Annotated in this window: 17 protein-coding genes and 1 pseudogene; 13 read left to right on the top strand and 5 right to left on the bottom strand. The window is 64.5% G+C overall.

All coding sequences use genetic code 11. The features are described from left to right. Positions 1 to 27 precede the first annotated feature (27 nt). A complete protein-coding gene (locus tag E3374_RS05700; protein ID WP_136688056.1) occupies positions 28 to 999 on the top strand; it encodes a hypothetical protein in 972 nt (323 codons plus the stop codon). A 61-nt stretch (positions 1,000 to 1,060) separates the two neighbouring features. Further along, positions 1,061 to 1,954: a bifunctional methylenetetrahydrofolate dehydrogenase/methenyltetrahydrofolate cyclohydrolase gene (locus E3374_RS05695; RefSeq protein ID WP_136688055.1), complete on the top strand. Its 894-nt coding sequence runs from the start codon at positions 1,061 to 1,063 to the stop codon at positions 1,952 to 1,954. Between the two features lie 25 nt (positions 1,955 to 1,979). On the opposite strand, the gene E3374_RS05690 is transcribed toward E3374_RS05695, so the two are convergent. Next, a complete protein-coding gene (locus E3374_RS05690) occupies positions 1,980 to 2,699 on the bottom strand; it encodes a DUF7117 family protein (protein ID WP_136688054.1) in 720 nt (239 codons plus the stop codon). 624 nt (positions 2,700 to 3,323) lie between these two features. Between E3374_RS05690 and E3374_RS05685 the strand changes: the two genes are divergently transcribed. Beyond that, entirely contained in the window at positions 3,324 to 3,599 is a 276-nt protein-coding gene (locus E3374_RS05685; RefSeq protein ID WP_136688053.1) for a PadR family transcriptional regulator, read from the top strand. A gap of 18 nt (positions 3,600 to 3,617) precedes the next feature. Here E3374_RS05685 and E3374_RS05680 read toward each other — a convergent pair whose 3' ends face one another. Next, positions 3,618 to 3,947, bottom strand: a complete 330-nt coding sequence (locus tag E3374_RS05680) for a hypothetical protein (RefSeq protein WP_136688052.1) — start codon at positions 3,945 to 3,947, stop codon at positions 3,618 to 3,620. A 146-nt stretch (positions 3,948 to 4,093) separates the two neighbouring features. Here E3374_RS05680 and E3374_RS05675 point away from each other — a divergent pair, with 146 nt between their 5' ends. After that, positions 4,094 to 5,014 (top strand): HhH-GPD family protein, encoded by a 921-nt coding sequence (locus tag E3374_RS05675; protein ID WP_136688307.1) that lies wholly within the window; start codon positions 4,094 to 4,096, stop codon positions 5,012 to 5,014. A 53-nt stretch (positions 5,015 to 5,067) separates the two neighbouring features. Here E3374_RS05675 and E3374_RS17565 read toward each other — a convergent pair whose 3' ends face one another. The 3 genes from E3374_RS17565 to E3374_RS05665 form a co-directional block, all read right to left on the bottom strand. After that, a complete protein-coding gene (locus E3374_RS17565; protein WP_282568435.1) occupies positions 5,068 to 5,892 on the bottom strand; it encodes an ABC transporter transmembrane domain-containing protein in 825 nt (274 codons plus the stop codon). Between the two features lie 33 nt (positions 5,893 to 5,925). After that, a complete protein-coding gene (locus tag E3374_RS17560) occupies positions 5,926 to 6,168 on the bottom strand; it encodes a hypothetical protein (RefSeq protein ID WP_248299398.1) in 243 nt (80 codons plus the stop codon). Between the two features lie 112 nt (positions 6,169 to 6,280). Then, positions 6,281 to 6,544 (bottom strand): helix-turn-helix domain-containing protein, encoded by a 264-nt coding sequence (locus E3374_RS05665; protein ID WP_136688051.1) that lies wholly within the window; start codon positions 6,542 to 6,544, stop codon positions 6,281 to 6,283. Between the two features lie 141 nt (positions 6,545 to 6,685). On the opposite strand from E3374_RS05665, the pseudogene E3374_RS05660 reads away from it, so the two are divergent. The 9 genes and pseudogenes from E3374_RS05660 to E3374_RS05620 all read left to right on the top strand — a co-directional run. Further along, positions 6,686 to 7,027, top strand: a pseudogene (locus E3374_RS05660) (aminotransferase class IV); the annotation flags it as partial. 138 nt (positions 7,028 to 7,165) lie between these two features. After that, positions 7,166 to 7,744 (top strand): NADPH-dependent FMN reductase, encoded by a 579-nt coding sequence (locus tag E3374_RS05655; RefSeq protein WP_136688050.1) that lies wholly within the window; start codon positions 7,166 to 7,168, stop codon positions 7,742 to 7,744. Then, the gene (locus E3374_RS05650) at positions 7,731 to 8,450 is read left to right on the top strand and encodes a YIP1 family protein (protein WP_345890579.1); all 720 of its coding nucleotides are present in this window, start codon (positions 7,731 to 7,733) and stop codon (positions 8,448 to 8,450) included. Before E3374_RS05655 ends, E3374_RS05650 begins: the two co-directional genes overlap by 14 nt. Positions 8,451 to 8,522: 72 nt before the next feature. After that, the gene (locus tag E3374_RS05645) at positions 8,523 to 10,697 is read left to right on the top strand and encodes an OB-fold nucleic acid binding domain-containing protein (protein ID WP_136688049.1); all 2,175 of its coding nucleotides are present in this window, start codon (positions 8,523 to 8,525) and stop codon (positions 10,695 to 10,697) included. 89 nt (positions 10,698 to 10,786) lie between these two features. Continuing rightward, a complete protein-coding gene (locus tag E3374_RS05640; RefSeq protein ID WP_136688048.1) occupies positions 10,787 to 12,436 on the top strand; it encodes a tRNA uridine(34) 5-carboxymethylaminomethyl modification radical SAM/GNAT enzyme Elp3 in 1,650 nt (549 codons plus the stop codon). 155 nt (positions 12,437 to 12,591) lie between these two features. After that, complete coding sequence (locus tag E3374_RS05635; protein ID WP_136688047.1) at positions 12,592 to 13,731, top strand: thiamine ABC transporter substrate-binding protein; 1,140 nt, start codon at positions 12,592 to 12,594, stop codon at positions 13,729 to 13,731. Between the two features lie 2 nt (positions 13,732 to 13,733). After that, positions 13,734 to 15,527: an ABC transporter permease gene (locus E3374_RS05630; RefSeq protein ID WP_136688046.1), complete on the top strand. Its 1,794-nt coding sequence runs from the start codon at positions 13,734 to 13,736 to the stop codon at positions 15,525 to 15,527. A 23-nt stretch (positions 15,528 to 15,550) separates the two neighbouring features. Further along, positions 15,551 to 16,648, top strand: coding sequence for an ABC transporter ATP-binding protein (locus E3374_RS05625; RefSeq protein WP_136688045.1), 1,098 nt, complete (start codon positions 15,551 to 15,553; stop codon positions 16,646 to 16,648). Between the two features lie 85 nt (positions 16,649 to 16,733). Then, the gene (locus E3374_RS05620; protein ID WP_136688044.1) at positions 16,734 to 17,747 is read left to right on the top strand and encodes an AIR synthase-related protein; all 1,014 of its coding nucleotides are present in this window, start codon (positions 16,734 to 16,736) and stop codon (positions 17,745 to 17,747) included. The last annotated feature ends 156 nt before the right edge of the window (positions 17,748 to 17,903 follow it).

The raw sequence follows: 17,903 nt of genomic DNA, 5'->3' as shown, positions 1-17,903 counted from the left end.
TTTGCCCGTCGGTGGAATAGGACGGATATGTCCCTCCGTCGGTCTGCCCTGAACAGGACGTTCGACCGTCATCGCGAGGTGATCGAATTCGGCGTGACGTTCGTCGTCCTCGCGACGATGCCGCTGTTGGACCTGATTGCCCCGGAGATCGCCTTTCACGCGCAGAATCTGGTACCGTCCTGGCTGCCCGGCCCTTCCCAGGGGACCGTCGTGGGTCGGTCGTGGTTCTGGCTTGCGGTCGGAATGGTCGTCGTCGGTGCCGGATACGCCGCGGTGGACGATCTTCCCATCCGGATCACGCTACCGGGCCGCGACGACGTCGGTACCGCCAGCGTCGCTGTCGTCGGCCCCCTGCTCGTGGCCGCCGGATACTTCCTCGTGGTTCAGGCCATCGGGACCTCGGTTGCCGACGCCGGGTCGTGGGCTGCGATCCCGGACCTCTCGCTCGGCTTCCTCTGGTGGAACGCCGTCGTGCCCGGTACACTGGTCGGTCTCGGATACGGAGTTCTGTTCTACGGGGCAATCTGGGGCGGGCTCCGGGAGACGTTTGAGTCCCGGGAGGTGTGGCTCGCCATCACTGCACTCGCGGGACTGTATCACTGGTTCGTCGACCCGATCTGGCGCCTCGCCCGCTCGAACGCCCTTCTGGTGATCGCACTCGTCTTCGTCGTCGGGACGACACTCGCCGTCGTCGAACTGTCCCGGATGCGCGACGCCGTATCGATACGCGACGCCGTCTCACCGACGAGTGCGGTCGCGCTCGTCTTCGCCATCTTTCTCTCGTTCACAGTCGCGGTCGACGTGCTTTCGGGGGCGACGACGGCGGGAGAACTACTGACTGCCGGCACCTGGTTCGTCGTCTTCGCGATTGCCGCGTGGGGACACGAGCGGACACGATCAGTCTGGATTCCGGTAGTGACGATCGCGCTCTTCCAGATGACCATTCTGGTGTTTCCTCACCTGGAGGCGACGGCGGGACTCGTCGCGACCGGGCCGTAGGAGCGCCGGGTAGGACGCCCGTTCCGGGACGTTGAAGGGACGTGGTCCCGTCGATTCACTTATGACCGAGATCATCGACGGCAACGCGGTCGCGGCGGCCATACGGGACGACCTCGGCGACGCCATCTCGGCGCTCGAAGCCAAAGGTGTTACCCCGACCCTGGCGACCGTGCTGATGAGTACGGATCCGGCCAGCGAGACGTACGTCTCGATGAAACAGGACGACTGTGCGGAGGTGGGTATCGAGGCACTCGACGTCGAGATCGAACCCGACGCGCCTGCCCGGGAACTGTTCGACGAGATCGATCGCCTGAACGCCGACTCGAACGTCGACGGAATCCTCGTCCAGATGCCGGTCCCCGAGCACGTCGAGAAACAGTCGGTTCTACGGCGGATCGACCCCGAGAAGGATGTCGACGGGTTCCACCCCGAGAACGTCGGCCGACTCGTCGCGGGCGACCCGCGCTACAAGCCCTGTACGCCCCACGGTATCCAGAAGTTACTCGAAGATGCGGGCGTCGACCCCGAGGGGAAAGACGCCGTGATCGTCGGGCGGTCGGACATCGTCGGCAAGCCGATGGCGAACCTTCTCATGCAAAAAGCCGAGGGCGGCAACGCGACCGTGACCGTCTGTCACTCCCGAACTGAGGACCTCGCAGGGCAGACCCGCGAGGCGGACATCGTCGTCGCGGCCGCGGGCGTCCCGGAAATGATCGACGGCGAGATGTTGAGCGAAGGCGTAGTCGTGATCGACGTGGGGATCAACCGCGTCGATGCCGACACCGAGAAGGGATACGAACTGGTCGGTGACGTCGACTTCGAGAGCGCCAGAGAGAAGGCAGGCGCCATCACGCCTGTCCCGGGTGGCGTCGGCCCGATGACTCGCGCCATGCTCCTGTACAACACTGTCAAGGCCGCCGCCAGCAAACACGACGTGGACGTCTCCCTCCCTTGACTCCCGCGACGTCCGTTTTTGTCCCTCAGGGACCGTCCAGATCCAACTCGTCCAGTCGCTCGCGAGCGGCTTCGAGGGTCGCGCTATCCTCGATCAGATAGGTCCCGACGGCCTGGACCCCCTCGACGAGCGCGTCGGCCATCTCGGGCGGGACCGCCCCGTCGAGCGCCTCGACGCGGGTGCGATGGTCCTCGATCCGTCCAAGGATTCTCCGGGCGTCCGCGTCGGGATTATCTGCGAGATATCGCCGAACATCACGATGGTAGTCCGCGACAGACGAGGCCGCGGCCAGTCCCCGTACTGCGGCCATCGACTCCGGGATGTCATCGGGTGACGGTCGCTGCCCGGACTCGGCGCCGTCGAGCAGCGCCAGCAGGTAGGCCTCCTCCACGTCGTCGATCCGGAGCGAGCGGGCGAGTTCCGCTCCCGCGTGCCACAGCTCCGTCGCCGCGACGAACGGCGCGTCGAGCGGTTGCAACTCGCCGGCGTGGACGAAGCCGTGTTCGCGGACGAACGCCGCCGCCGTCTCGCTCGCACGTCGCGCGACGATGCCGAGGGGCTCCGAGCCCAGATCGGCTCTGGCGGCCGTCAGATCCAGCTCGACCGGGCTTGCAGTGTGCAACTGACGGTCGGCGACGCCGACGCTGTGGAGGCTCCCGCAATCCGGACACACGACCGACTCCGTCTCGTAATACGACCACCTGGCGCCACAGTCCTTGCACTCGCGCTCGCCGCGTATCTTCATATCCAGGGTGAGCGGGCGAACGCTTTTAACCCATATGCCCCATTCCGGACGGCCCATCCTCGCGCCGTTCCTCTTTCGGGCGATTGACCGGTCGAGCAGTGTGAAGGAAAGAGGCCGGTAAGTTTAAGTGAAACCACCATCGATATTCTGATGACGCTTCGCTTGGAGGGCCGAAGCGTCAGCGGGGACCAATTCAGGGCGGCAAGCGTTCACGCGGGTTTCCCGCGTGAACCGCTTTCCACTCTTTCGATAACGAATCCCTCACCGGTAGGTCTGTCGTGACACGTTCAGTGTTCGGAGCAATGGCTTCGTCCACACACGCACTCTGAGGGGCGTCTGATCCGTTTAGTTCGATCCGATCGACGACCGTGCTGTTCCAGTTCAACCCCGTTCAAACGACGTGATACGCCGAGCGACACTCTATGCAAACGAAAATTACCACTCTCGATTGAGAATCGACGATCCGACGTACCACCTCCCGGACATCCACGCCACACCCCTCACTAGGGGATATCTTTCGTGGACCTCGCTCACAGGCCACAGCGCGTTGTTCGCGGAATCCTCGCGGTCCCGAGTCGACATGTTTAAGATATTTGGATAATAACCCTTACATGGACATTACCGATGTACGACCTGACAGGATTTCAGCGAGACCTCCTATATGTCATCGCTGGCGAGGAGGAACCGCACGGTCTGGCAATCAAAGAAGAGCTCGAAGATTACTACGAGAAGGAGATCCATCACGGCCGTCTGTATCCGAACCTGGATACACTCGTCGACAAGGGTCTCGTCGAGAAGGGCCAGCGGGATCGCCGGACGAACTATTACAGTCTGACTCGACGGGGGCGTCGGGAGATCGAGGCGCGTCGCGACTGGGAAGAACAGTACGTCGACCTCTAGGTTGGCCCCTTCTATCGATCAAAACTGGTAGCGTCGGTCGTCCGGATCGCCGCTACTCTGATACTGTCCGCCGCCGGTCATCTCGTCGAAGGTCATCCCCGAAAGATATTCGTCGTAGGTAACGTCGTACTCGTTTCTGAGGTGAAAGTCGAGCGATCCCGTTTCGACCGTCCGTTGAAAGAGCAGGTGGATCCCGCGTCGAAGGAGTTCGTCAGTCGTCTCCGGGTCCAGTGTCGCTTCGAGCATCGCGAGTTCGTTTCGCGTCTCCCGATCGAGAGCCACTGTCAGTTCCTCTCCGAGCGCACCGTACGACTCGGTTACGTCTTCGGATAGTGCATCGAGTCCCATATCGAAAACTGACGATCGGAGCGCAAACTCCTTTCGACTCGGCACCAGCGACAGGCAGATATCGACGAGCGATGACCGAGGCAGAACTACGTCGGTCGCTGTCGGGGACGCCAAAGATAAACTCTCGACGAGCCTACGGCGCGACGATGAACGAGGCCGTCGTCGATCTCCCCGACGATCTCGACGCGATCAGGTCGGCCCTGATAGAGTGGTACGAGGTCGATCACCGCGAGTATCCCTGGCGCGAGACCGACGATCCCTATGCGATCCTCGTCTCGGAGGTGATGAGCCAGCAGACCCAACTCGAACGCGTCGTCGACGCCTGGGCGGACTTCCTCGATCGATGGCCGACGGTCGAGGACCTCGCGGGAGCCGACCGGGCCGACGTCGTCTCCTTCTGGTCGGCCCACAGCCTCGGGTACAACAACCGCGCGAAGTACCTCCACGAGGCAGCGACCCAGGTCGTCTCCGAATACGACGGTGAGTTCCCGGAGTCGCCCGACGAATTATCCGAACTCATGGGCGTCGGTCCCTACACTGCCAACGCGGTCGCGAGTTTCGCATTCAACAACGGCGAGGCCGTCGTGGACACCAACGTCAAGCGCGTGCTGTATCGGGCCTTCTCCATCCCCGACGAGGACGCGGCCTTCGAAGACACCGCGAAGGTACTCATGCCCGACGGGGAGTCCCGGGTCTGGAACAACGCGATCATGGAACTCGGCGGCGTGGCCTGCGAGAAGACGCCCCGGTGTGACGTGGCGGGCTGTCCCTGGCGGGAGTGGTGTGACGCCTACGCGAGCGGCGACTTCTCGGCGCCCGACGTGCCCGAACAGACGACCTTCGAGGGCAGTCGCCGCCAGATGCGCGGGCGCGTGATCGGCGCGCTGAGGGAACACGATCACCTGGCGATCGACGACCTCGGCCCGAAAGTGCGGGTAGACTACGCGCCGGAGGGCGACGGCGAGGCTGATCGGGAGTGGCTCCGGGACCTCCTCGAGGACCTGACGGACGACGGACTCGTCGAGATCAAGGAAGGGAACGATCAACCGATCGCTCGACTCCGATAGCCGGCTCAGTGATCTGTCGGACGACGCCTGACGACTGAAACGATCGGCTCCGATCACTCCCCGTCCAGCCCCTGCTGGGCGACGCGCTGACTGGCTTCCTCGAGGAACTCCTCGGGGAGCGCGCCGATCTCGCCGGCCTGCACCCGCCAGAGGTTGGCATAGAGGCCGTTCGCGTCGATCAGGTCGTCGTGGGTACCGCGCTCGACGATCCGGCCGTCCTCGACGACGAGGATCGTATCGGCGTCCCAGACCGTCGAGAGGCGGTGAGCGATGACGAACGTCGCGATGAACGAGATGGAGGTCAGCGCCTGGAGCCCGGGCCGGTAGATGAAGTTCAACCGCAACGCGAGCCAGTCGAGCCGGAAGTACGTATAGGAGTGTTCGCGGACGCGCTCGTCCTCGTAATCGTCGGTGTTGGCGGACTTGATGACCTCGATGCCGTTGAGGTTGTTCTCCAAGCGACTGTTGAGGTCGCCTACCGACTGGCGGACGTCAGTGTAGCGTTCCTCGGCCAGTCGCATGAACCAGTAAGTGAACACGGCCGCCACCGGGATGACCCCGAGTGTGATCACGGCGAGTTGCGGGTTGAACCAGAAGAGGATCACTGAGATGCCGACGATGAGGACGCCAAGCTGGATCGACTCCCCGAACATGTTGTCGAGGAACCGCTCTAAGCGGTTGGTGTCGTTCGAAAGAATCGACATCAACTCGCCGGTCTGGACTTCGTTGAAGAAGTCCATGTCCAGACGCTGCATCCGTTGGTAGGTGGCCGTCCGAACCTCGTGTTTGACGCGATGGGAGAAGAGGTTCAGCGAGGACTGCCGGACGAAGTTGAGAACGGACTGGCCGATCATGAACACGGCCATCAGGCCGATCACGAACCAGAACTGCTCGGCCCCGTCACTCGGCAGCTACGCGTCCGGGACCAGCGGGAGTTCGAAGGGTTGGTCCCCGAAGATGGCATCGATCGCCACGCCGAGCAGGACGGGCGGCACGAGCGATGCGAACCGGGAGCCGATCGATGCCAGAATGCCGAGGAGAAACCACCGGCGACTGCCGTGGCCGTAGCGCTGGAACAGCTGCCACAGCGGTCGCTCGACCGTGTCACGATACCGTTCGATGTACTCGATGTCGACGTGGTCGTCTGTGCTCATTCTGGGACGGAGATACGCACCGGATTCGGAGCAGATCCCCGTTAACGCTTTCGCGACGCCTCACCCATGGATCACGAGCGAGCAGCTGACTGACGGCCGGTATCGAGTGTGCCTACATGGACATGAAGTCGACGCCGTCGATGTCGAGGTCGGTCTTTCCCTCCGTACGATCCCAGTCGTAGTCATTCTGGATGATCGCACAGAGTGTCTCGCGTGGACGATCGCTGTCCTCCGTGACCTCAATTGTCTTTTCGAGATACTTTCGGACGGTCGTCCGGGAGATGCCGACCGTCTTTGCGATCTCCGAACGAGTATATCCCTGCGCTGCCCGAAAGACGATCTCGCTGCGCGTCTCGTCGTCGATCGCTGCCGGCATACGTCTATCTTTTCAATTCGAACAGATAGTCTCGTCGATTTCGGGATATTGATCGGTTATTCCCGGTACATTCTATTCATATCTACCCAATATGTGTAAATAGCCGGAATTATTTTCACCCCTTCAGGGTTCGGGCCGAGTATGGCCGAGAAAACAGTTTCGGCAGGGTTCGAGGCGAAGCGTGAGGCGTTCGACGGACTGGACACTGTCTGGATGGATGGGGAGTTCCGGCCCTGGGAGGAGGCGACGATTCACGTTCTCTCCCACGCGCTACACTACGGGACGAGTGTCTTCGAGGGCGTCCGCTGTTACGAGACGAACGACGGCCCGGCGCTGTTCCGGTGGGGCGCCCACCTGGATCGTCTCTACGACTCGGCAGCCGTCTACGACCTGGGGATCGAAGACGATCGCGAGGAGTTGACGGCGGCGACACTGGACCTGATTCGACGCCAGGACCTCGCGTCGTGTTACGTCCGGCCGATCGACGAACACGAAGAATGGTTCACGCCCGTGAGGTGATCATGATCTCTGTTCTCGTCCGATAACGACTCCGGCGACCCAGTTCGACGACCGTGTGCGATAACCGCGAAACCTTTCATCCGCGCGTCAGTGTACCTCCCCATGACCGAGACGCACGTCATCGCAATCTGTGGGAGCCTGAGAGACGGTAGTTACACCCGGAGATCCCTCAGAATCGCCCTCGACGCCGCCGCGGACGCCGGCGCGAGTACCGAACTACTCGATCTCCGTGAGTGGGAACTACCTGTCTACGACGCCGACGACGACAGTGCGGGCGACGCCGAGTTGTTCCGCGAGCGCGTCCGGGCGGCGGATTCCGTTCTTCTGGGGACACCGGTCTATCACGGCTCGTTCAGCGCGCCGCTGAAGAACGCCCTGGACTACTGTGGTTTCGACGAATTCGAACAGACGACGATCGGGTTGCTCGCGGTCGCTGGCGGACGTTTCCCGATCACTGCCCTCGAACAGCTCCGGACCGTCGGGCGCTCGCTCGACGCCTGGGTCATCCCCCACCAGGTGGCGATCCCGCGGGCGTCGAGCGCCTACGAGGGCGGGGAGTTGGTCGACGAGGAACTCCGGGAGATGATCGAGGTCCTCGGCAGGGAAGCCGTCCAGTACGCCCACATCGAACCGGATCCCGCGTCCTTCGAGAGCGCCGAGAACGTCGGTGCCGACGACTGATCATCCCCCGATCCTCCTGTGGCCGGACATCGAGGTCGGGCCGGCGTCAGCGAGTTCCACCGCTTTCGCGCGGATAACTGCTTTCCAAACCGACAAGCCGCCGGCACGCGAACTGACGATCGTGACGCAATGGGTTGAGCCGGCCGGGAAGGGACGCGCGCGCGGCCTAGTCGGTCTCGTCAGAGCGTGGCTGGCCGTCCTGTTCGCACCGCGACAGTTCTTCCGTTCGGCCGTGGCACCCGGCGATCAGGCCCCTGGACTGGTCTTTCTGGCTGTCGTCGTCGGAATCGAGGAAGTCAGTCGGTACGCTCTCGTCGATGGAGCGGCGCCCGTCTTCGACGGCCGACCCATAGCGACAGTCGCGTTCGTCCTGCTTTTGACCGTTGTCCTGGTAGCTCCGATCGGCCTGCACCTGCTTGCAGCCATCCAGACGATCCTCCTATGGCCGATCACCGAGGACCGGGCCGGCGTGAGCGAGACTGTTCAGGTGCTCGCGTACGCGACCGCGCCGTGTGTCTTCGCCGGCGTCCCAGTGGCAGGTGTGAAAGTCGCCTGTGCAGTCTATGGCTCCATCTTGCTGACGATCGGTCTCTCGACGGTCCACGACCTCGAATACCACGAGGGGGCGATCGCCGGGGTGATCCCGGGAGTGTTGCTTTTCGGCGTCGCGTTCCGCGGGTTCGAGGCCGCCGGTGCATTCCTGTGAGCGATCGGCGGGGGGTCGCTCCACAGCAATGATTCGACAACCGTTTTAGGCGGGACCCGCTTGCTTCACCCAATGGGTTCGTGTATCATTTGCGGTACGTCTGTCGACGGGCACATCTGTGACGTCCACGAAGAGGACGCCGTCTTCGAGTTCCGCGGTGACTCCCCCGAGCAACTCACGCCGGGGCGGTACTATCGCGGTTCGGTAGACGGGTTCGCGGAGTTCGGCGTGTTCGTCGACATCGGCAAAGAGGTGACGGGATTGCTCCACCAGAGCGAACTGGACAGCCGCCTCGAGAGCCTCGACTGGCAACCGGGCGATACAGTATACGTGCGCGTCACGAACGTCCGGGACAACGGCAACGTCGATCTCAGCTGGTCGATCCGCCAGGCCGACGAGGAGTTCCGCGGCGTGTTGATCGACGATCCCGACGCCGACCACGAGTTGCTCCCCGAGGAGACCGACGAGGGTGACGAAACTGCGGACGACCGGCCGTCGTCCGACGACCAACCTGCCGAAGCGTCCGGGGCTGCCGAAGCCGAGGAAGCGACTGCCGAGACGTCCGATCGACCGACAACCGGGTCGGTCCGCACGCGATCGGAATCGGACGCGACTGTCGGTACCGTCGGGGATACCGACGAGATCGCGCCCGAGGAGACCGACGAAACTGACGTCGCTACGACTGACTCGGCCGAAGCCGAACGGGAGCCCGAACCACCTGCCGTCGACGTCGGCGATCTCAACGACTGGATCGGCGAGAACGTTCGCGTGACTGGCGAGATCGTCGTCGCGCGCCAGACCAGCGGCCCGACTGTCTTCGAACTCCGTGACGGGACCGGATCGGTCGACTGCGCCGCGTTCGTCGAGGCTGGCGTCCGCGCTTATCCGAGCGTCGACGAGGGCGCAGTCGTCGAGATTGACGGTGAGGTCCGGGAACGACGCGGCGACCTTCAGGTCGAGACCGAGGCGCTGACGTTACTGGAAGACGACGAGCGTGAAAGCGTTCTCGAAGAGATCGAAACGGCGATCCGGGAACGGGCTCGCCCCGAGGAGATCGAACCGCTGGTCGACGACGAGGCAGTCACGGCCGAGGGCGAAACGATTGCGGATGCCGTCGAGGAGATCCGCCGGGCCATCCTCGAAGATCGACCGGTAATCGTCCGCCATAGCGCCACGGCCGACGGCTACGTCGGCGGTGCGGCGATCGAGCGTGCCGTCCTCCCACTGGTTCGCGAGCGCCACGACCGCGACGACGCCGAGTATCACTACATTGACCGCCGGCCGATCGAGGGCGATGTCTACGGTCTCGATGACGCGACCACCGACGTCACGCGGATGCTATCCGACCGCGAGCGCCACGACGAGAAGCTTCCATTGCTCGTGTTCGTTGCCGCCGGTGGCACTGCCGAATCCGCCGACGGGTTCGAACTGCTTGACGTCTATGACGCCCCGCGAATAGTGATCGACACGGTCGTCGAGCCAGCCGTCGCCGACGTCGTCGAGACGGCACTTGCACCGACCGCGGACGCGACGGCCATCGACATCGCAGACGGGACGACACGCGGACCGACAGCGACGGTCATGGCCGCGACAGTCGCCGCCCACGTCTCGGACGTCCGCGAGGACCTCGTCCACCTCCCCGCAGTGAGCTATTGGGGCGAGGTTCCGGAATCCTACGCGGAAGCGGCCGCCGACGCGGGATACGACGCCACGACGATCGGGGAGATCCGCGAAGCGATCGCGCTGGGTGCGTACTACCAGTCTTACGAGGACAAGCGCGAACTCGTCGCGGACCTGCTGTTCGGCGAGCGGGACGTGACCGACGAGGACATCCGCGGGCTCGCGAGTCACGTCAGCGAGCAGTTCCGCGAGAACGTCGACGTGGCCGTCGAGACTGCCGAGGCGAACCTCGAGCGTCGTCCCGTCGACGGGACGACCATCGGCGTGCTGGACCTCGAACAGTTTACCCACGGCTACGACTTCCCACCCGCGACGCTGTTGCTCGACGAACTCTATCGTCAACTGGGAGAGGAACTGGACGCGATCGTCGGACTCGACTCCGACGAACTCCACGTCCGGAGCAAGCACCGTGTGGACGTTCGGGATCTCGCGGATTCGGCCAACGAGGCCGTCGAGAATGCGGACCTCGAGGCGCTGAGCACGCGTAGCCACCGCGTCGAGTTCCTCGCTGGCCAGCGCGAGGGGGTCCGCGAGGCCGTCCTCGAAGCGCTCGCCGCGTCGTTATAAGTCCCCTGCCGCGAAGCCGTCGTTGCATTCACACACGCTGCCACGAACGACACGCTTATTCGCCCGAGACGGCGATTTGAGACAACCTGATGAGTGCTGACGCCACGGACGCGACCGACGCCTTCGAGGATGCATGCGTTGAGTTGATCGAGCGTATCCTCGAGGGGAACCTCGACCGGGACGGTCTGGAGGCCGCAAAGCGGGATGTCTGTTCGGAGTACGGCGCACGAAAGGTGCCCAAGAATTCGGATCTGCTCGACCGTGCGCCCGACGGTCGCCGTGAGGAGTTGGCTGCCGTCGTCCGCCGGAAACCGATGCGGACGGCCTCGGGCGTCTCACCGGTCGCGATCATGACCTCGCCTGAGAACTGTCCCCACGGGAAGTGTCTGTACTGTCCCGGCGGCCCCGACTCGGAGTTCGAGAGTTCACAGAGCTACACCGGCCAGGAACCCGCAGCCGCCAGGGGCGTCCAGAACGACTACGACCCCTACGGACAGGTAACACTCCGACTTCATCAGCTCAGACAGATCGGCCACCCGATCGGGAAGGTCGAACTGATCCTGATGGGCGGGACAATGACCGCCCGCAGCCACGACTACCAGGAGTGGTTCGTCAAGCGTGCACTGCAGGCGATGAACGAGTACGATCCGGACTGTGATCCCCAGCCTTCCGAGACCGAGAGTTTCGCACAGGATCCAGAAGAGTACGACTTTCGCTACCTGGAGGACGTCATCGCCGAGAACGAGAGTGGATCGATCCGGAACGTCGCGACCACCTTCGAGACCAAACCCGACTGGTGCGGACCGGAACAGGTCGACCGGATGCTCCGGCTCGGCGGGACGAAGGTCGAGGTCGGCGTCCAGACCACCTTCGAGGCGATCAACCGCGAGATGCACCGTGGGCACGGCGTCGACGCCAGCATCGAGGCCAACCGTCGCCTGCGCGATGCGGGCTTCAAGGTCGGCTTCCACATGATGCCCGGCCAGCCAGGCATGTCCGAGGAAATGGTCCGGGAGGATTTCCGTCGGCTGTTCGAGCGCCCCGAGTGGCGGCCGGACTACCTCAAGATCTACCCCACTCTCGTCGTCGGCGGGACCGTCACCTACGACATGCACCGCCGCGGAGAGTTCGAACCACTCACGAGCGAGGAAGCCGCCGATCTCGTCGCCGACGTCAAGCCCGAGATCCCGCGCTACACGCGTCTCCAGCGCGTCCAACGTGACATCCCCGCCCCGTTGATCGAGGCCGGCGTCCAGAAATCCAATCTCCGCCAGCTCGCCCGACAGCGCATGGAATCCCGCGGTGAGTCGTGTGCCTGTATCCGATGCCGGGAAGTCGGCCATCGCGACGAGGAACCCGAGAACGTCACTCTCGACATCGAGACCTACGAGGTCGCGGGCGGGACTGAGCACTTCATCAGCTTCGAGGACCGCGATCGGGACCTGCTGGTCGGATTCTCGCGACTGCGCTTCCCGGGTGAAGTTGTCCGCTCCGAACTCGAAGACGCCGCAGTCGTGCGGGAATTGCACGTCTACGGCAGCGAGATCCCGATCGGGGAGGACGGCGACGACTGGCAACACCAGGGCTACGGTCGCCGACTGATCGAACGCGCCGAGGAACTCGCCGCTGACGCCGGCTACGGGAAGATCGCCGTCCTCAGCGGAATCGGCGCGCGAGAGTATTACCGCGAGCAACTGGGCTATCGTCAAGACGGACCGTACGTGAGCAAACGACTCTGACTACAAGCGACGAGCAGTCGTGATCGGAGACGCACCTTCTCCACGGCCTGGCGAACCCGAGTTGTTCGGTCGAACACTGGTGTCTCGACAGTCGAACAGCGGCACCCGCGGCCGAAACCACAAGGAACATCACCACCCAGTCAAACAACCAGGTGGTGAAACGACGCACGTTCCTTCGCACGGCCGGCGTCAGCGTCGTCGGTGCGACGGCGCTTGCGGGCTGTACGGACGCAGAACAGACAGACGATGGGTCCTCGCCGACCGGGGCTGAAACAGACACGACAACCGAGACGAACACCGATACCCGGACGGGAACGACAACCGGGACGAGTACGTCCGAGCGGACGCTCCGGGTGGCGACGTATTCCTCGTTCACCGGGGAAGACACCGCCGGGAACTGGCTGAAGTCCGCCTTCGAGTCGGCCCACGACGGTGTAACCGTCGAGTTCGTCACACCGGAGAGTGGACTCAACCAGTATATCCTCCGTCGCCAGCAGGGAGCGCCGCTGGACGTCGACGCTTACGTGGGGCTGAACACGAGCGAACTCGTGCGGGCTGACCAGGAACTTGAGGAGTCGCTGTTTGCGGTGCCCGACCTGGAGCGTGCCGGAAACGTCAAAGACGGGCTTCAGACGGACCCGGAGGGACGAACGATTCCCTACGACACCGGGTACATCGCCCTGGTCTATGACGAGAACGAGGTCGAGAACCCGGCGACGTTCGACGCGCTCACGACCGACCCGTACCGTGGCGATCTGATCGCCCAGAACGCCCAGCAGTCCGATCCCGGCCGGGCGTTTCTCCTCTGGACAATCGCCGCGAAGGGGCCGGACGGCTACCTGGAGTACTGGCGTGATCTGCTCGACAACGACGTGAAGATACTCTCGGACTGGGAACCGGCCTACCAGGCCTACCAGAACGAGGAGGCTCCGATGGTCGTCTCCTACTCGACCGATCAGGTCTACTACCACGGCGAGGGTGTCGACATGTCGCGCCATCAGGTCGGCTTCATCAACGATCAGGGCTACGCCAACCCTGAGATGATGGGGCTGTTCGCCGACGCCGACGCGCCGGAACTGGGCCGGGAGTTCATGGACTTCGTGCTCTCGCCGGAGGCCCAGGCCGAGATCGCGGTCCGGAACGTCCAGTTCCCCGCGGTCGCGGGCGTCGATCCCGGCGAAGCCTTCTCGAAGTACGCCTACGAGCCCGACGAACCCGTCACGTTCACCTACGACGAACTGGCAGGCAACGTCGATGGATGGATAGAGGACTGGGCCCGCGAAGTCAGCGCGTGAGGATGAGATGGCCGTCGTCGGATCGGATCGTCTTCCCGGTCGGGCTCCTGGCCACACTGCTGGTACTGGTCGTCGTCTTTTACTACCCCGTCGGTCGCGTGCTCCTGGCCGCGATCGATCCCGCCGGGTCCCCGCTGGCACCGATCGGGGACGTACTCGCAGATCCGTTCTACGTCGGCGTCGCTCACCACGTCTTCACCAATCCTGCGAGTGTACCCGCGGGAGTTCTCGCGTGGCTGGCCGACGGGGCACCGCTCGGCGCTTTCGAGTTCGGGTTGTTCGGCTTTACGGCCTACCAGGCGGCGCTGTCAGCACTTGCAAGTGTCGCGCTTGGCCTTCCCGGCGCATACGTCCTCGCTCGCTACGATTTTTGGGGACGACGAACGCTCACGTCGCTGACGATCGTCCCGTTCGTGCTCCCGTCGATTCTCGTGGCGGTCGGCTTTCAGGCGATGTTCGGACGAACCGGACTGTTGAACGATCTCCTTGCGGTCGTCGGCCTGGGACCGATCGAAGTACTCTACACGCTGCCGGCGATCGTGATCGCCCACGCGTTCTACAACGCGCCGCTGGTCACCCGCTTCGTGACGGGTGCCTGGGAGGGGGTCGACGCCCGCGAAATCGAGTCCGCCCGGGCAATGGGTGCGACGCCGGTTCGTGCGTTCCGTGACGTCGTCGTTCCCAAGTTGCTGCCATCGTTGCTCTCGGCGACGCTATTGGCGTTCGTGTTCTCGTTCATGTCCTTCCCGATCGTGCTGGCGCTGGGCGGCCTGGAATTACAGACAGTCGAGGTGTGGCTCTACGCGAAGGTGCAGTCACTGGAACTGGAAGCGGCCGCTGGGCTTGCCGTGCTGGAATCGATACTCTCGCTCGGCCTCATGTACCTCTATCTCCGGTACGAGTCGGGGCAGATCGCCTCACGTTCCGGCAGACTATCCCGGGCGCGACGATCGCTACTTGCCGGGTGGCGGACGGTGAGCGATCCCCGTCGCCTGGCAGTGCTCGCCTACGGGGTGGTCGCGGGTGTCGTCTTCCTCGGGCCGGTCCTCAGTCTACTGATCGAAAGCATCACGGGGCCGGATGGGGCCTTGACGATGGCGTATTACGAGTTCCTGCTCGCCAGGCAGGCGTCCACCGCGGTCGGGACGATCGCACCCCTCACGGCGATCCGCAACTCGCTTTTGTTCGCCCTGGGAACGCTGGCCGTCGCCGTCCCGATGGGCGTGATCGTCTCGCTGGTCGCGACCCGCGGGGGCCGGGGCAGTCGCCTCGCGGAGGCACTCCTGTCCGCGCCGCTCGCCGTCAGTGGCATCGTCGTCGGCCTGGGACTGTTAGAGACGCTCGTCTTCGGCGTCGAAGTGTTCGGCTACCGGCTCACCGTGACCGGCTGGCTCGCAGTCGTGGCCGCCCACGCCGTCGCAGCCTACCCGTTCGTGACGCGCAACGTAACTCCCGCCCTGGCTGGCATCGACGACCGGGTCGTCGACGCGGCGCGGTCGCTGGGGGCCTCGCGGCTGCGAGCCCTGCTGACGGTAACGGTTCCGCTGATCGCCGCCCCGCTGGTGGCCGGGGCGGCCTTCGCTTTCGCGATCAGTATCGGCGAGTTCGATTCGACTGTCCTGCTCGCGGAGGGCGGGGCGAGTCACACGATGCCGGTCGCGCTCGAACGCTACGTCGGTAACCGCTCGATCGGGCCGAGTCTTGGCCCCGCCACAGCGATGGGGTCCGTTGTGCTCGCGGTGACAGCCGCCAGTTTCGTGGTCATCGATCGCGTCGGGGGACGATACGATGGGTGAGTCGAGCAGCGGGGGACGATACGATGGGTGAGTCGAGCATCGGGGGCGATACAAGAGGTGAGTCGACTGAGGGGGGCGTGGGACTCGAAGACGTCTCCGTGACCTTCGGTGACGTCCCCGCGTTGTCGGACGTGACGCTGTCGGTCGCCGAAGGTGAGTTCTTCACGCTCGTCGGCCCCTCCGGGTGTGGCAAGACGACGACGCTCCGGACCGTCGCCGGGTTCGAGACGCCCACGAGTGGGTCGGTCCGGATCGGCGGCCGCGACGTCGCCGGCCTTCCGCCCGAGCAACGCGACGTGGGGATCGTCTTCCAGAACTACGCGCTGTTCCCGCACATGACCGTCGAAGAGAACGTCGCCTACGGCCTCCGGTACCGGTCGCCGCCGGGCGACGTCGGCCCCGACGAGCGCGTCGCCGACCTCCTCGAACTCGTCGACATGGCCGACCTGACGGATCGACGGCCGGAGTCGCTGTCCGGCGGACAACAACAACGCGCTGCGCTCGCCCGCGCACTCGCGCCCGGCCCGGACGTCCTCTTGCTCGACGAACCGCTCTCGGCGCTGGATGCGCGACTGCGCGAACAGCTGCGGGTCGAGGTCCGGGAGATCCAGCGCGAACTGGGGATCACGACGATCTACGTCACCCACGACCAGGCAGAGGCGCTGGCGATCAGCGACCGGATCGCCGTCATGAACGATGGCCGGATCGAACAGATCGGAACGCCAGAGGACGTCTATCGTGACCCCGCGACGCGTTTCGTTGCGGAGTTCGTCGGCGAGAACAACGTCTTCGACGCGCGGGTCGACGGCGACGGCCGAACCCTGACGATCGGCGACGACACGATTGTCTCGATCGATGACGAAACGATCGAACTCCCACAATCGCTGCCCGAGCGCGGCGAGTTGACTGTCTGTGTTCGTCCCGAGGACGTCCACTTTGGGCCCGGCGAGACCGCCCTTTCGGCGACCGTCGAACACGTCGAGTTTCTCGGGGACGCCTACCGCGTCCACTGTGCGTGGAACGGCCGTTCGATCCGGGCCAGGACCCAGCGTGCGCCCGAGGGCGAAAACGTCACACTCGGGTTCGACGCCACGGACGTGACTGTCGTTAGGTCCGAGTGACACTTCCGAACACGTCGGAAGTGGAGACCCACAGCAGTCCGTCGAAAGCGCCGACGATATGACGGCGACGGACTTACTGGAGCTAATGCCCGATCGCGGAAAGATCGACGACGCGACTTTCGAGGAGGTCATCGCACCCAGGCTTGGCGCCGAACGCGAGGACGTGGCGCTCGGGCCACAACACGGCGTCGACTTCGGTGTGCTATCCGTCGACGAACACGCAATCGTAACGGCGACCGATCCGATCTCGATCCTCCCGGCGCTGGGCTTCGAGCGGGCCGGGCGCATGGCGCTCGATATCGTTCTGACGGACGTGGCCGTCTCGGGGATCGCCCCGACGCACGTGACTGTCAGTCTCTCGTTGCCGACGGAGATGACCGACGACGAACTCGCCCTGGCCTGGAACGGCATGGCCACGCATGCCGAGTCGCTGGGCGTGAGCGTCGTCGCCGGTCACACGGCACGATACGAGGGGATTGATTACTCGTGGGTCGGTGGCGGGACCGCTCTTGGCGTCGGCGACCCGGCGGATATCGTCCGGCCGGACGGCGCACAGCCGGGCGACGCTATCGTCCTCACGACCGGCCCCGGCGCGGAGACGACCGGGCTGTTCGCGACGCTGTTCCCGGACGCGCTCGATCTGTCGGCGACGACCGTCGCGACGGCACAAGAACGGGTCGAGGATATTCTCGGCGTCGCCGACGCCAAACGAGCCAACGAGGCCGGAACCTTACACGCGATGCACGACGCGACCGAGGGCGGGGTGGTGGGTGGACTTGCCGAGATGGCGACGGGGGCGGGCGTCCGGTTCGTCGTCGAGCGCGACCCCGCGCCGATCCAGCCGGGCGTCTGGGCTGTCTGTGGGGCCGTCGGGGTCGATCCCTGGACCGTCTCCAGCGCGGGGAGTCTCCTGCTGACGGCACCTCCGGAGGAAGCGACGGCAATCGTTGAGGCGATGGAAGCGAGCGGGACGCCGGCTGGGATCATCGGGACGGTCGAAGCGACCGACGGCGAGGGAGCCGTCCACCTCGACGGCGAGCAGGTCGAGCCGCCGAGGAGCGATCCCGCCTGGGATGCCATGGCGCGCCTCTCCGAGTGATCGACGCCGCCTGACCGTCGGGTGCGGTCGCTCGATCCAGCCGGTAGCGATCGGGCCGGTGACGACTACAGCTGGCGGGTCGTCTCCATGCGCCCAAGCAATTCCGACCGGCTACCGTGGCCAGAACAGTTTTGCCTACCGCTCCGATTGTCCGGT

The sequence above is a fragment of the Halorhabdus amylolytica genome, from assembly GCF_004944975.1.
Classification (GTDB): Archaea; Halobacteriota; Halobacteria; order Halobacteriales; family Haloarculaceae; genus Halorhabdus; species Halorhabdus amylolytica.
This window is presented reverse-complemented; position numbering and strand designations above follow the sequence as displayed.